Annotated in this window: 12 protein-coding genes; 11 read left to right on the forward strand and 1 reads right to left on the reverse strand. The window is 61.3% G+C overall.

All coding sequences use genetic code 11. From position 1 onward, the window contains the following. Nucleotides 1-56 precede the first annotated feature (56 nt). From AC1RAC_RS21180 to AC1RAC_RS21210, 7 genes are all read left to right on the forward strand, one after another. Nucleotides 57-638: an alpha/beta hydrolase gene (locus tag AC1RAC_RS21180; protein ID WP_236455046.1), complete on the forward strand. Its 582-nt coding sequence runs from the start codon at nucleotides 57-59 to the stop codon at nucleotides 636-638. Between the two features lie 48 nt (nucleotides 639-686). Then, nucleotides 687-1,613, forward strand: coding sequence for a sigma 54-interacting transcriptional regulator (locus tag AC1RAC_RS21185; protein WP_054920316.1), 927 nt, complete (start codon nucleotides 687-689; stop codon nucleotides 1,611-1,613). A 106-nt stretch (nucleotides 1,614-1,719) separates the two neighbouring features. Continuing rightward, nucleotides 1,720-2,502, forward strand: coding sequence for a MetQ/NlpA family ABC transporter substrate-binding protein (locus tag AC1RAC_RS21190; protein WP_034125470.1), 783 nt, complete (start codon nucleotides 1,720-1,722; stop codon nucleotides 2,500-2,502). Nucleotides 2,503-2,866: 364 nt separating this feature from the next. Next, nucleotides 2,867-3,532 (forward strand): amino acid ABC transporter permease, encoded by a 666-nt coding sequence (locus tag AC1RAC_RS21195; protein WP_003187615.1) that lies wholly within the window; start codon nucleotides 2,867-2,869, stop codon nucleotides 3,530-3,532. After that, nucleotides 3,513-4,172, forward strand: coding sequence for an amino acid ABC transporter permease (locus tag AC1RAC_RS21200; RefSeq protein ID WP_034125471.1), 660 nt, complete (start codon nucleotides 3,513-3,515; stop codon nucleotides 4,170-4,172). The genes AC1RAC_RS21195 and AC1RAC_RS21200 overlap by 20 nt, the downstream gene beginning before the upstream one ends. Then, nucleotides 4,169-4,945, forward strand: a complete 777-nt coding sequence (locus AC1RAC_RS21205) for an amino acid ABC transporter ATP-binding protein (protein WP_034125472.1) — start codon at nucleotides 4,169-4,171, stop codon at nucleotides 4,943-4,945. Before AC1RAC_RS21200 ends, AC1RAC_RS21205 begins: the two co-directional genes overlap by 4 nt. Then, on the forward strand, nucleotides 4,942-5,790 hold the full coding sequence (locus AC1RAC_RS21210; RefSeq protein ID WP_020302225.1) for a transporter substrate-binding domain-containing protein: 849 nt from the start codon (nucleotides 4,942-4,944) through the stop codon (nucleotides 5,788-5,790). The genes AC1RAC_RS21205 and AC1RAC_RS21210 overlap by 4 nt, the downstream gene beginning before the upstream one ends. Before the next feature lie 112 nt (nucleotides 5,791-5,902). Here AC1RAC_RS21210 and AC1RAC_RS21215 read toward each other — a convergent pair whose 3' ends face one another. Then, nucleotides 5,903-7,066, reverse strand: coding sequence for an AAA family ATPase (locus AC1RAC_RS21215; protein ID WP_034125474.1), 1,164 nt, complete (start codon nucleotides 7,064-7,066; stop codon nucleotides 5,903-5,905). Nucleotides 7,067-7,187: 121 nt separating this feature from the next. Here AC1RAC_RS21215 and AC1RAC_RS21220 point away from each other — a divergent pair, with 121 nt between their 5' ends. The 4 genes from AC1RAC_RS21220 to AC1RAC_RS21235 all read left to right on the forward strand — a co-directional run bounded on the left by AC1RAC_RS21220 (nucleotide 7,188) and on the right by AC1RAC_RS21235 (nucleotide 14,807). Next, a complete protein-coding gene (locus AC1RAC_RS21220; protein ID WP_020302227.1) occupies nucleotides 7,188-8,270 on the forward strand; it encodes an efflux RND transporter periplasmic adaptor subunit in 1,083 nt (360 codons plus the stop codon). Continuing rightward, entirely contained in the window at nucleotides 8,267-9,337 is a 1,071-nt protein-coding gene (locus AC1RAC_RS21225; protein ID WP_096143912.1) for an efflux RND transporter periplasmic adaptor subunit, read from the forward strand. The genes AC1RAC_RS21220 and AC1RAC_RS21225 overlap by 4 nt, the downstream gene beginning before the upstream one ends. After that, a complete protein-coding gene (locus AC1RAC_RS21230; RefSeq protein WP_032894148.1) occupies nucleotides 9,334-12,399 on the forward strand; it encodes an efflux RND transporter permease subunit in 3,066 nt (1,021 codons plus the stop codon). Before AC1RAC_RS21225 ends, AC1RAC_RS21230 begins: the two co-directional genes overlap by 4 nt. Before the next feature lie 218 nt (nucleotides 12,400-12,617). After that, complete coding sequence (locus AC1RAC_RS21235; RefSeq protein WP_492616959.1) at nucleotides 12,618-14,807, forward strand: glycoside hydrolase; 2,190 nt, start codon at nucleotides 12,618-12,620, stop codon at nucleotides 14,805-14,807. The last annotated feature ends 9 nt before the right edge of the window (nucleotides 14,808-14,816 follow it).

Raw genomic sequence — 14,816 nt, forward strand, 5'->3', positions numbered from 1 at the left:
CGTGAGCCTCACCCTATACTGACCAGCAACGTTAAACGCTGCAGGAGGGCACACCCATGCACAGCGAGTCGATTCGTTATCTGATCGTGCCGGGCTGGCAAGGATCGCCAGAAGATCATTGGCAAACCCATTGGCAAAACAGCTTGCCCAACAGCGCACGGGTGGAACAGGCCGATTGGCTGACGCCGCGTCGCGAGGATTGGGTCGCCGCACTGGCCGAGGCCATCGCCGCCGACAGCACGCCGGTCATCCTGATCGCTCATAGCCTGGGTTGCATCACCGTGGCCCACTGGGCCGCCACTGCCCCCGTGCACTTCTTGCGGCAGGTACGCGGCGCATTGCTGGTGGCACCGGCGGATGTCGAGCGTTCTGCGTGTGCCCCTGCACTGCGCAATTTCGCCCCTATTCCAACTGACCTGCTGCCATTTCCCAGCCAGGTGGTCAGCTCCGACAACGACAGTGCCGTAAGCGCCCCCAGGGCTCTGGAACTGGCGCGTCAGTGGGGCGCCGAAGCCGGCATCTTGTCGGGCGCCGGGCATATCAATGTGAAGTCCGGCCACCGGCGCTGGGAGCAAGGGTTTGCTTACCTCTATCGCCTGCAACATCGCCTCGAGCACCACGCTCGGCGCAGCGCCTAATATTTTTTCAACGCCCCGTCCCTGAGTGGATTGGGGCGGGAGCCTGCCATGAGTCTGCATGAAACCTTCGGCCAGCCGCTGCTGACCTTTCCCGATGCTGAAAAAAGCCCGTTGAGCATCCGCGCCAAGGCGCTGGTGTTCGTCGACCCACGCTCACGCCAACTGCGTGAAGAGTTGGAAAGCCTTGCGCCGCGCGCCTTACCCGTATTGATTCGAGGAGAAACCGGCAGCGGTAAAGAGTTGCTGGCGCGGCACATCCACCGTGGTAGTGACCGTACTGGCCTGTTTGTCTCGGTCAACTGTGGCGCCATCAGCCCCACCTATGCGGATGCCGAGTTGTTCGGCTATGCCGCCGGCAGTCACAGTGGCGCGGCGAGCAGCCGGGCGGGTTGGTTCGGCTCGGCCAATGGCGGCACCTTGTACCTGGATGAGATCGGCGACTTGCCGCTGCCGATCCAGGTGAAATTGCTCGCGGCTTTGGAAAACCACGAAGTCACCCGCGTTGGTGCCCACCAGCCCAGCCCGGTGGATGTGCGCCTGGTGGCCGCCACCAGTATCGACCTGGCCCAGGCCGTGGCCGTGGGCAAGTTTCACGAGCGTCTGTTCCATTATTTGAGTGAGGGCCGGTTGGACCTGCCGGCGTTGCGCGAGCGGGTGGGGGATATCTTGTCCCTGGCCGAATATTTCCTCGGCATCTACAGCCAGCGCCTGGACCTGCCGGTGCCACTGATCAGCGACGCCGCCCAGCAGGTGCTGGAACACCACACTTGGCCGGGTAATACCCGCGAACTGGAAAACGTCATTCACTTTGCCTTGCTGGTGAGCAGCGGCGATGAAATCTTGCCCGAGCATTTGAACTTGCCAGCGGCGGGTTCGCCGCTGGAGCAAGTGCGACGAATTTTGGCCAGCGCCAGCCCGGCCGAGCAGGAATCGGTGCGTAAATTTCTGTATGAGCAAAATGGAATATCAACGTGAATAAAAGATATTGTTCGGGAATAAAAAATCTAGGTATTGTCCTTTCCACGCCGCGATAGCACTTCGCTGGCACCTCACATAAAAACGGTCGTTAGAAGGACATTGCATGAAAAAGGTTCTGTTGTTTACCGCTCTGGCGGCTGCCCTGACTGCTGGCTTTGCCCAGGCCAGCGAGAAACTGGTGGTGGCTGCTACGCCGATTCCCCACGCCGAAATCCTCGAGCTGATCAAGCCGACCCTGGCCAAGGAAGGTGTGGACCTGCAGATCAAAGTCTTTACCGACTACGTACAGCCAAACGTGCAAGTCGCTGAGAAACGCCTGGATGCCAACTATTTCCAGACCCTGCCGTACCTGGAAAACTTCAACAAGGGTAAAGGTACCAATCTGATTACCGTGGTGGGCGTGCACGTTGAACCCTTCGGCGGCTACTCGAAAAAGATCAAGAAAATCGAAGATCTGAAAGATGGCGCCACCGTGGCGATTCCGAACGAAGGCTCCAACAGCGGCCGCGCCCTGTTGCTGCTGCAAAAGGCCGGTGTGATCACCCTCAAAGACCCGACCAACGCCCTGGCCACGCCGAAAGACATCGCCAGCAACCCGAAGAACCTGAAGTTCAAAGAGCTGGAATCGGCCCTGCTGCCACGGGTGCTGGACCAGGTTGACCTCGACCTGATCAACACCAACTACGCCCTGGAAGCTGGCCTGAACCCGGCCAAGGACGCGTTGATCATCGAAGACGCCAAATCACCTTACGTAAACTTCCTGGTGGCCCGCCCGGACAACAAGGACAGCGATGCTATCCAGAAGTTGGCCAAGGCCCTGACCAGCCCGGAAGTCAAAGCTTTCATCGAGAAGAAGTACAACGGCGCGGTGGTGCCAGCGTTCTGATGTAAGCCAAAACCCCCTTCAAGGTTTCAACGCCGACGGCTACTACAGCGTCGGCGTTTTTTTATCTGAAATACAGTCAAAACTGTGCGATTGCTCGTTCCCACGCTCCGCGTGGGAACGTCTCCTGTGACGCTCTGCGTCACGACTTTAGAGCGGACGCAGAGCGTCCTGGGGCTGCATTCCCACGCAGAGCGTGGGAACGATCGACAGCTCCCACAGAGGTTAGGTTTTTGGGTGATATCAATATGCTATTTCGGTATTTAAACTTTGATTTTTATACCTTTAAAGTTCGCGCTAGCTGACGTTATCCACGTCGGCACGGACTGCGCTCGCGGCATTACCCATGCGGCGATATGGACTGCACATGACCTTCGATTTCGCTTTTATCCTCAGCACCCTGCCGGCGTTTCTCAAGGCCGTGGGTGTGACGCTGCAAGTCGGCCTGATCGCCATTGCCACGTCCTTGCTGGTGGCGCTGATCAACGCTGCGCTGCTGGTGTTTCGCACGCCTTACCTGTCGCGCCTGGTGGCGCTCTATGTGGAGCTGGCGCGTAACACGCCGCTGTTGATCCAACTGTTCTTCGTCTACTTCGCGCTGCCGGCCCTGGGTTTCAATATTTCCGGGTTCTGGGCGGCGATCATCACCATGACCTTTCTGGGCGGCGCCTATCTCACCGAGGTGCTGCGCGCTGGTGTGGAAGCGGTGCCGCTGGCGCAAATCGAGTCGGGCAAGTCCATTGGCCTGTCCGATTGGCAGCTGTTGCGCCATGTGATCCTGCCCCAGGCCGGCATCCTCAGCCTGCCGGCGCTGTTCGCCAATTTCATCTTTCTGCTCAAGGAAACCACGGTGGTTTCCGCCGTGGCGGTGCCGGAAATTCTCTACACCACCAAGAGCTACATCGCCCTCTACTACAAAACCTACGAAATGCTCGCTGTGCTGACGCTGATTTGCGTGCTGTTGTTCTTGCCGTTGTCGCTGTTGCTCAGCCGCCTGGAAAGGAGGCTCCAACATGGCCAGTTCGGGTCTTGAGTTGCTCTGGGTGTCGTTGCCGCAACTGGGCAAGGGCGCTGCGCAAACCCTGTCGATTTCGTTTTTGAGCATCGCCTTCAGTACGGTTGGCGGCGTGCTCTACGGCGTGCTGCGCACTTTGAATAACAAAGCGATCAACGGCGTGCTGCGGGTCTACCTGGAACTGTTCCGCGCCATTCCGGTACTGGTGTGGTTGTACCTGCTGTTTTTTGGCGTGCCGATCTTCTTCGGCCTGAGCATCCCCAGTTTCTGGTGCGCGGTGCTGGTGCTGTCGTTGTGGGGCGCCAGCGAGGTGGGCGAAGTGGTGCGTGGCGCGTTGCATTCGCTGCCCCGTGGCCAGCGCGAAGCGGGCTTGTCGATTGGCCTGTCCGGCCCACAGTTGTACGGCTATGTGCTGCTGCCCCAGGCCCTCAAGCGCATGACGCCGCCGACCATCAATGTGTACACGCGCATCATCAAGACCAGCTCCCTGGCGGTGCTGATCGGCGTGGTGGATGTGATCAAGGTCGGCCAGCAAATCATCGAGCGCACCTATGAGTCGGTATTGATCTACGGTGCGCTGTTCCTGTTTTTCTTCTTTATCTGCTACCCGTTGTCAGCCGCCTCCAAGGTGCTGGAACGGCGCTGGGCCCAAGCATGAGCGCATTGATCGAGTTCCAGGGTTTCAACAAATTCTTCGGCGAGGCGCAGGTGCTCAAGGGTATCGACCTGAGCGTGCAACGCGGCGAAGTGGTGGTGATCCTCGGCCCCAGCGGCTGTGGCAAAAGCACCTTGCTGCGTTGTTTGAACGGGTTGGAAGTGGCACACAGCGGCAGTCTGCGGTTCGCCGGCAAAGAGCTGCTGGATAAAACCACCGACTGGCGCCAGGTACGCCAGGACATTGGCATGGTGTTCCAGAGCTACCACCTGTTCCCGCACATGAGCGTGCTCGACAACATCCTGCTCGGCCCGCTCAAAGTGCAAAAGCGCGACCCGCGTGAAGCCCGTGAGCAGGCGGAAAAATTGCTGGAGCGCGTGGGCCTTGCCGACAAGCGCGACGCCTTCCCACGCCAGCTTTCCGGCGGCCAGCAGCAACGCATCGCCATCGTCCGCTCGTTGTGCATGAACCCCCAGGTCATGCTGTTTGACGAAGTCACCGCGGCCCTCGACCCGGAGATGGTCAAGGAAGTGCTGGAAGTGATCCAGGACCTGGCCCGCGATGGCATGACCCTGCTGATCGTTACCCACGAAATGGCCTTCGCCCGCGCCGTCGCCGACCGCGTGGTGTTCATGGAGGCCGGTCGCATCCTCGAACACAACACCCCCGAGGCATTCTTTACGAACCCGCAGACCGCACGCGCGCAGCAGTTCCTGGAGAAGTTCTCCTTTGTTTCAACACTGCCCAAAAAGATCAAGGAACTGGAGCTGATATGAAAAAGTTACTGCTGCCACTGTTTGCCGTCGCCTTGCTGGCCGGCTGCGATAAAAAGGCCGAAGAGCCGGTAAAACCCGCGGCTGTGAGCTACATCGACAAAATCAAAGCGCGGGACAAGCTGATTGTCGGCGTGTTTACCGACAAGCCGCCATTCGGTTTTGTGGACGAAGCGGGTCGTTATGTCGGCTTCGATACCGACATCGGCCGGCAGTTCGCCAAGGACCTGCTGGGCGATGAAAACAAGGTGGAGTTTGTCGCCGTGGAACCGGCCAGTCGCATTCCTTTCCTGCAAAGCGACAAGGTCGACCTGATTCTCGCCAACATGACCGTGACGCCTGAACGCAAGGAAGCAGTGGACTTCACCAACCCCAACCTGAAAGTGGCGGTGCAGGCTCTGGTGCCGAATGACAGCGCCGTCAAAAGCCTGGATGACCTGGCAACCCGCACGACCATCGTCACCACCGGCACCACGGCGGATATCTGGCTGACCAAGAACCACCCGGACTGGAAGCTGCTCAAATTCGAGAAGAACTCCGAGTCGCTGCAGGCGCTGTCGGCTGGCCGTGGGGATGCCTATGCGCAAGACAACCTGGTGCTGTTCAGTTGGGCCAAGCAGAACCCTGGCTACCGCGTACTGGAAGAGAAACTGGGGGATGAAGCGCCGATTGCCCCGGCGGTGAAGAAGGGCAATATCGAGCTGCGTGACTGGGTGAACGCTGAGCTTGCGAAGCTGGGCGAGGAGAAATTCCTGCTCAAGCTTTATGACCAATATGTGCGTAAAGAGCTGAGCGATGACACCAAGCCTGAGAGTGTGATTGTCGAAGGCGGTAAGTGGCAGGGCTGATTGATCACCCCGTCCTTGTAGGAGCGAGCTTGCTCGCGAAGAACGCACAGGCAACGCGGGCTAGCAGATAGCGCTGCGTTATCGTTGACGTTTTTCGCGAGCAAGCTCGCTCCTACTCCGGCCAATGCCACGCCGGCGCATCCAAAATGCCCTGCCCTACAATTCGCGTTTCCCCCATCACCTTCTCCAACACAATCGAGTTACACCCCTCATCCTGCTGCAACGCTGCAATCAAGCGGCTGGCATGGCTCACCACCCACACCTGGCACTGCTTCGACGCCTGGATAATCAAGCGCGCCAGTGCCGGCAACAGGTCGGGATGCAGGCTGGTCTCCGGCTCGTTCAGCACCATCATGGTCGGCGGGCGTGGGGTCAGCAGTGCTGCGATCAGCAGCAGGTAACGCAGGGTGCCGTCCGACAGCTCCGCCGCCGACAACGGGCGCAGTAAGCCTTCCTGATAGAACTCAATGGCAAAGCGTCCGCCCTGCAACGGTTCGATATGCAACCGTGCGCCGGGGAAGGCATCACTGACCGCGTGCTGCAACGCCTCGACATCGCCCACTTCGCGAATCGTCTGTAACGCGGCCGCCAAATCCCGACCGTCGTGATGCAGCACCGGCGTGCGCGTGCCTAATTGCGGCTGGCGTACCGGCGCATCCACATCGCTGCGAAAGTGATCATAAAAGCGCCAGCCACGGATGCTTTCGCGCAGCAGCAACACTTCCGGCGAACCGCGCAGGCTGCCGACCTGATCGAACAGGCTGTGATAGTTGGGCGTGTGTTGGGCCAGCACGTCCCAGGCGCGGCCATCACGGGCGCGTACCATCGGTCCCGAGCGCTGAACCAGCAGGCTGGCCGGGCGATAGAGAGGGCCGGCCCAGATACATTCCTTTTTAATCTCCGGGTCCAGTTTGAACTCGCTGCCGGGAACCGGGATGGGCATGCCCAGGGAGATGGCGTAGCTGAAGTCCTCCCCGGCAAAGCCCAGGCGCAAGCGTTTGACGCCTTGGGCGACCACGGCCTCCACCGGTACTTCGCCATTGCGCATGCGCCGGCTGATGTTTTCCGGCCCGGCCCAGAATGTGGAATCCAGCCCGCCTTCGCGGGCCAGCGCATTGATCACCCCACCCTGGGCAGTTTCGGCCAGCAGGCGCAGGGCGCGATACAGGTTGGACTTGCCGCTGCCATTGGGCCCTGTCACCAGGTTCAGCCGGTCCAGGGGCACCACCAATTTGTTGATCGAGCGGTAATTGGCCACCGCGAGGGTTTTAAGCATGTGTATTTAGTCAGCATGGGAACCATTGGAGTATGGGATCCTCCATGCAGATAAGGAACCCTGATCTAAGCTCACAGTCGCATACACACTTGAACGTCGGCATCACGCAAAAGGAGCCTGCATGGGCGGTCGCACCTCGACATTTATTTTCAGCCTTGGCCTCCTGGCGCTGCTCAGCGGCTGTGGCCAGGACAAAGCCGAGCCCAAGCAGCATTCGCGGGTGTTCGTGCAAACCGTGCAGTCGGCGGATTTTGCCGCGGCGGTGACGCTGACCGGTGATATCCAGGCGCGGGTGCAAACCGATCTGTCCTTTCGCGTGGGCGGCAAGATCATCCAGCGCATGGTCGACGTGGGCGACCGCGTCACAGCCAGGCAAGTCCTGGCCAAGCTCGACCCCAAGGACCTGCAAACCAACGTCGATTCGGCCCAGGCCCAGGTCGTGGCCGAACAGGCGCGGGTCAAGCAGACCGCCGCCGCCTTTGTGCGCCAGGAAAAACTCTTGCCCAAAGGCTATACCAGCCGCAGCGAATATGACGCCGCCCAGGCCGCGCTGCGCAGCAGCCAAAGTGCCCTGGCCGCTGCCCAGGCGCAGTTGGCCAATGCCCGCGAACAATTGGGCTACACCGCGTTGATCGCCGATGCCCCGGGGATCATCACGGCGCGCCAGGCCGAAGTCGGCCAAGTGGTACAGGCCACCGTGCCGATCTTCAGCCTCGCCCGCGATGGCGAACGTGACGCCGTGTTCAACGTGTATGAGTCCTTGCTGGTGGAGCCGCCGCCCGACGCGCCGATTACGGTGAGCCTGCTGGACAACCCGAGCATCAAGGCCGTGGGCAAAGTCCGCGAAGTCACGCCCGCCGTCGCCGCCAATACCGGCACCGTGCAAGTGAAGATCGCCCTGCAAAGCCTGCCCAAGGGCATGGAACTGGGGTCGGTGGTCAGCGCCACCGCCAATGGCCCGGCCAAGGCGAGCATCGAGCTGCCTTGGTCAGCGCTGACCAAAGACCTCAACGAGCCAGCCGTGTGGCTGGTGGACGGCGAAGGCAAGGCGCAGTTGCACAAGGTCACCGTGGCGCGCTACCTCACCGGCAAAGTGATCATCGGCGAGGGCCTCAAAGGCGGTGAAAAAGTCGTGATAGCCGGTGGGCAATTGCTGCACCCCGGCATGGTCGTCGAGATCGCCCAACCCGGAGCGCAGCCATGAAGCAATTGACGCTCATTGTCGCCGCCAGCCTGTTGCTGATGGCCTGCTCCAAGGAAGAGGCGCCGCCCGAACCCATACGCCCGGTGCTGTCCATGGAAGTGAAGGCTGAAGACCAGGAAAACCTGGGCCGTTTCGCCGGCACCATCCAGGCCCGCTATGAAAGCAACCTGGGTTTCCGTGTGCCGGGCCGCATCGCCCGTCGCGCTGTGGATGTCGGCGCCGAAGTGGAGAAGGGCGCCCTGCTCGCCGTGCTTGACCCCACCGACCAGCAGAACCAATTGCGCGCTGCCCAGGGCGACCTGGCGCGCGTACAGGCGCAGTTCATCAACGCCCAGGCCAACGCTCGGCGGCAACAGGAGCTGTTCAACCGTGGCGTCGGCGCCCAGGCCCAACTGGATGTGGCCCAGACCGACCTGAAAACCACCCAGGCGACCCTCGACCAGGCCCGTGCTTCGGTCAACCAGGCCAAGGATCAGCTCAACTACGCCGAACTGCGTACCGACCATGCCGGCATCGTCACCGCCTGGAATGCCGAAGCCGGCCAGGTGGTCAGCGCCGGCCAGCAGGTAGTGACCCTGGCCCGTCCGGACATCAAGGAAGCGGTGATCGACCTGCCCGCCGGCCTGGCTGAACGCTTGCCTGCCGATGTGGTGTTCCTGGTCGCTGGCCAACTGGACCCCAGCGTGCACACCACTGCCGTGGTGCGTGAGATCGAGCCTCAGGCCCAAAGCGCCACGCGCACCCGTCGCGCACGCCTGAGCCTGGCCGAAACCCCGCCGGCGTTCCGCCTGGGCACGGCAATCAGCGTGACTTTGAGCACCGCCATCGCCCCGCGTATCGAACTGCCCCTGAGCGCCTTGCAGGAAGTCGACGGCAAGACCCGTATCTGGCTGCTCGACACCCAGAGCCAGACCGTGCAACCCCGCGAGGTCACGGTTATCAGCCGTGATGCTCACAGCGCCTTGCTCAATGGCAGCGTCAAACCCGGCGAGCGCATTGTCACCGCCGGCGTGAACAGCCTGAAACCTGGGCAAAAAGTCAAAATCGACGAGGACAGCCCGCGATGAAAGGGAGCTTCAACTTATCCGACTGGGCCCTCAAGCATCAGTCCTTCGTCTGGTACCTGATGTTCGTCGCGCTGCTGATGGGCGTGTTCTCGTACATGAACCTGGGCCGTGAAGAAGACCCGTCGTTCACCATCAAGACCATGGTGATCCAGACCCGCTGGCCGGGCGCGACCCAGGAAGAAACCCTCAAGCAGGTCACCGACCGCATCGAGAAAAAACTCGAGGAACTCGACTCCCTCGACTACGTGAAAAGCTACACCCGGCCGGGCGAGTCCACGGTGTTCGTGTTCCTCAAGGACACCACCAGCGCCAAGGCCATCCCGGAGATCTGGTACCAGGTTCGCAAGAAGATCGATGATATCCGCGGCACCTTCCCCCAGGGTTTGCAGGGGCCGTCGTTCAACGATGAATTCGGTGACGTGTTCGGCTCGGTGTACGCCTTTACCGGCGATGGCCTGTCGATGCGTCAGCTGCGTGATTACGTGGAGCAGGTGCGCGCCGAAATCCGTTCGGTACCGGGGCTGGGCAAGGTCGAAATGATCGGCCAGCAGGACGAAGTGATCTACCTGAATTTCTCCACGCGCAAACTCGCGGCACTGGGGATTGATCAGCGCCAGGTCGTGCAAAGCCTGCAATCGCAGAATGCGGTAACGCCGGCCGGGGTAATCGAGGCTGGGCCGGAGCGGATTTCGGTGCGCACCTCCGGGCAGTTCGCCTCGGAGAAAGACCTGGCCAACGTCAACCTGCGCCTCAATGACCGTTTCTACCGGCTGGCGGATATTGCCGACATCAGCCGTGGCTATGTGGACCCGGCGCGGCCGATGTTCCGCTTCAACGGCAAACCGGCGATTGGCTTGGCCATCGCCATGCAGAAGGGCGGCAATATCCAGTCGTTCGGCAAGGCCCTGCACGGGCGCATGGACGAGCTGACCGCCGACCTGCCGGTGGGCGTCGGCGTGCACAAGGTGTCCGACCAGGCCGAAGTGGTGGAAGAAGCCGTCGGCGGGTTTACCAGCGCGTTGTTCGAGGCGGTGATCATCGTGCTGGTGGTGAGCTTTATCAGCCTCGGCATGCGCGCCGGGTTGGTGGTGGCGTGCTCGATTCCGTTGGTGCTGGCGCTGGTGTTCGTGTTCATGGAATACAGCGGCATCACCATGCAGCGCGTGTCGCTGGGCGCATTGATCATCGCCCTCGGCCTGCTGGTGGATGACGCGATGATCACCGTGGAGATGATGATCACGCGCCTGGAAAAAGGCGAAACCAAGGAACAGGCGGCGACATACGCCTATACCTCCACGGCCTTCCCGATGCTCACCGGCACGCTGGTGACCGTGGCCGGCTTCGTGCCGATTGGCCTCAACGCCAGTTCGGCGGGCGAGTACACCTTTACCTTGTTCGCGGTGATTGCCGTGGCGATGCTGGTGTCGTGGGTGGTGGCGGTGCTGTTTGCGCCGGTGATCGGCGTGCATATCCTCAGCGCCAATGTGAAACCGCACAACGCCGAGCCGGGGCGCATTGGCCGTGCCTTCAATGGCGGCATGCTGTGGGCCATGCGCAACCGTTGGTGGGCGATTGGTATCACCGTGGCGCTGTTCGTGGCCTCGGTGTTTTCGATGCAATTTGTGCAGAACCAGTTCTTCCCGTCGTCGGACCGTCCGGAAATTCTCGTCGACCTGAACCTGCCGCAAAACGCCTCGATCAACGAGACGCGCAAGGCGGTAGACCGCCTCGAAGCGATCATCAAGGACGACCCCGATATCGCCCGTTGGAGCACCTACATCGGCCAGGGCGCGATCCGTTTCTACCTGCCGCTGGACCAGCAGTTGGAAAACCCCTACTACGCGCAACTGGTGATTGTGAGCAAGGGCCTGGAAGAGCGTGGCGCCCTGATCGCCCGCCTGCAACAACGCTTGCGCGATGATTTTGTCGGTATCGGCAGCTACGTTCAGCCGCTGGAAATGGGCCCGCCGGTAGGGCGGCCGATCCAGTACCGCGTGTCCGGCAAAGACATCGACCAGGTGCGCAAACACGCCATTGAACTGGCGACCTTGCTGGATCAGAACACCCACCTGGGCGAGATCATCTACGACTGGAACGAGCCGGGCAAAGTGCTGCGCGTCGACATCGCCCAGGACAAGGCGCGGCAACTGGGGCTTTCGTCGGAAGACGTGGCGCAGTTGATGAACAGCGTGGTCAGCGGCGCGGCGGTGACCCAGGTGCACGACGATATCTACCTGATCAACGTGGTCGGCCGCGCCGAGGATGCCGAGCGCGGTACGCCGGAAACCTTGCAGAACCTGCAGATCGTCACGCCCAACGGCACCTCGATTCCACTGCTGGCGTTCGCCACCGTGCGTTACGAGCTGGAGCAGCCGCTGGTCTGGCGTCGTGACCGCAAGCCGACGATTACCATCAAGGCCGCGGTGCGCGATGAGATGCAGCCGACCGACCTGGTCAAGCAATTGGCGCCGACCATCGAGAAATTCAGCGAAGGCTTGCCGGTGGGCTATAAAGTCGCCACCGGTGGCACTGTGGAAGAAAGTGGCAAGGCTCAGGGACCTATCGCCAAGGTAGTGCCGTTGATGCTGTTCCTGATGGCCACCTTCCTGATGATCCAGTTGCACAGCGTGCAGAAGATGTTCCTGGTAGCCAGCGTCGCGCCACTGGGGCTGATCGGCGTGGTGCTGGCGTTGATCCCCACGGGAACGCCCATGGGCTTTGTGGCGATCCTGGGGATCCTGGCGCTGATCGGCATCATCATCCGCAACTCGGTGATTCTGGTCACACAGATCCACGAGTACGAAGAGGCCGGCTACACGCCGTGGGATGCGGTGGTGGAAGCCACCGAACACCGGCGTCGACCGATTCTGCTGACGGCTGCGGCGGCGAGCCTGGGCATGATACCGATTGCACGAGAGGTGTTCTGGGGGCCGATGGCCTACGCGATGATTGGCGGGATCATCATTGCGACGTTGCTGACGTTGCTGTTTCTGCCGGCGCTGTATGTGGCCTGGTACAAGATCCGCGAGCCGAAACAGGAACATCAGCCACAACAGGATTAATTCTGTAGGAGCGAGCTTGCTCGCGAAAAACGTCAACGATAACGCGTGCTTCCTGAGTAAACGCGGCGCCTGTGAGTTTTTCGCGAGCAAGCTCGCTCCTACAAAAGAGCCTTAACTGACTGAGGCTGTGTGAAGCTTCTGAAAAATCCCGACGTCGTCCTGGCTGACCCTTGCATGTTGTACCCTCTGGTCCTCATTCCAAACCCAGGTCGGTCCTCATGCAGTGCCTGCGTTTCACCTTGCTGTTTTGCGCGTTGCTCCTTGCACCGCCTGCCTTCGCCGCCACCGTACTGGAAAACGCCTTTTGGCGCGTCGAACTCGACCCCGCCACCCTGGCGCTGCGCGTGACACCCGCAGGCCAGGCTTCGGTGCAGGCATCCAGCGGTGTGGCCGCGCATGCCGTCAGCCAATTGCAAAACACGCCTGACCAAGCCACTTGGCAATGGGACAACGGCGCCTATCGCCTGAGCGTCCGCATGGAGCAGCGCGATTTAGTCCTGACCATCAAGGCCCGCGCGCCCGGTGAGCTGGCCCTGCTGCGCCAGCCTGCCGAGGCCATGGGGCGAGGGTTGATCTGGCCCTTGGCCGAGGGGCATTACGTGCCTGCCGGCAATGCCATCTGGAAGACGTTTCTGCTGGAGCGGGGTGAGTTCAATACCACCCAGGACCTGAGCCTGCCGCTGTGGGGCGTGGATCACGGTGGCTTCACGTTGAACTGGCTGTTGACCAACCCCTACAACAACCGCCTGCAATGGCAAGCCGACGGCAACGGCCTGGCCCTCTCCGCGGCCCATGAATTCACCTCGCTGGCGCCTGATGCGCCGATGACGCTGCGGCTGTACCTGGGCGATGCCGACCCATTGGCTGGCGCCAAGCGCTACCGCCAGTGGCTGGTGGAGCAGGGCCGCTATGAACCGTTGGCGGACAAGCTGCGGCAAACACCCGAAGCCCAGAAGCTGCTGGGCGCCAGCCATGTGTACCTCTGGGACAACGGCCTGCTGGCTCTGGGCGATGTGCGTGATTGGCCAACATTGATCAAACGGCTGCGCAGCCATGAACTCAAGACGCTGATGGACAAAGAGAGCGCACAGCTGCTGGCGCAGTCCACTCCCTTGAATCGCTATGAGCAAACCGTGCTGCTGCGCGGTCTCAACGCGGCGATCAACACCAAGGCCCGGCAGGCCTGGCAGGTGGAAGAGCCCGACATGACCCGCCTTGCCGCCCGCTATGGTGAGCTGCGCAGTGAACTGGCCGTGGACTTTGCGGGGGCCTTGAGTGACAGCCCGCAAACCTGGGGCAGTAGCACGATTCAAACCCTGCGCGACGCCGGGCTGCAGCGTCTGTTGCTGACCTTGGGCGAAGGTTGGGAGGGTGGCCTCTGGCATCCCGAAGCGATTCGCGCGGGGGTGGAAGCCGGTTTTCTGATGGCGCCTTACGACTCCTATGAAACGGCCCTGTCCGCCACCGAAAACCCCGATTGGACCACTGCCCACTTGGGCGCCAAGGCCTATCGCGACTGCGCGATCGTGTTGAAAGACGGCAAGCTGAAAACCGGTTTCCAGAAGTCCGGCCATTACACCGACCCGCGGTGTGTCCGGCCGCTGCTGGAGGCGCGGGTGAAGGCGGTCCACGCCAAGGCTGGCTTCAATGCCTGGTTTCTCGATGCTTACGCCACCAGCATGCTGTTCGACAGCTATCGCAGCAACGCCAGCATGACCCAGGCACAAAACGCCGAAGGCAATATCGACGCCTCCCGCTGGATCAACACCGTGCCGAAGCTGGTCACAGGCTCCGAAGACGGCAACGCGATCACCGCCCAGGGCATCCTGTTTGCCCACGGCATGCAGACCCCGGTGATCGGCTGGGGTGACCGCGAGATGACCCATGACCCGCAGTCGCCGTACTTCGTAGGCAACTGGTACCCCACGGAGCAACCGGCGGTGTTCTTCAAATCGGTGCCGTTGAAGGAGCCGTTTCGCACGCTGTATTTCGAACCGACGATGCGCCTGCCGTTGTATCAGGCGGTGTTCCACGGCTCGGTGATCACCACCCATCATTGGCTGTTCGACAGCCTCAAACTGAGCAATGTGCAGGGCGACAATGAACTGACCCAACTGCTCTACAACGTGCCGCCGCTGTACCACCTCAATGCTGCGACGCTCAAGGCGCGGCTGCCGATTATTCAGCGCCAGGACCGCTTCTTCCGGCCGTTGCACCAGCGCTTGGCGATCCAGGAAATGACTGGTTTCCGTTGGCTGACGGTGGACAAACAGCTGCAGCAAACCACCTTCGCCGATGGGACGCGGCTGGTGGCGAATTTCTCGGCGGTGGAAAAACAGGGGTATGCCGGGCGCAGTGTGACGGTGCTTGTGGAGGGGGAGGAGCCGGTGGTGTATCAGGTGAAATAACGCTGCCCG

It is taken from the genome of Pseudomonas sp. GW823-FHT02F05, assembly GCF_058797315.1.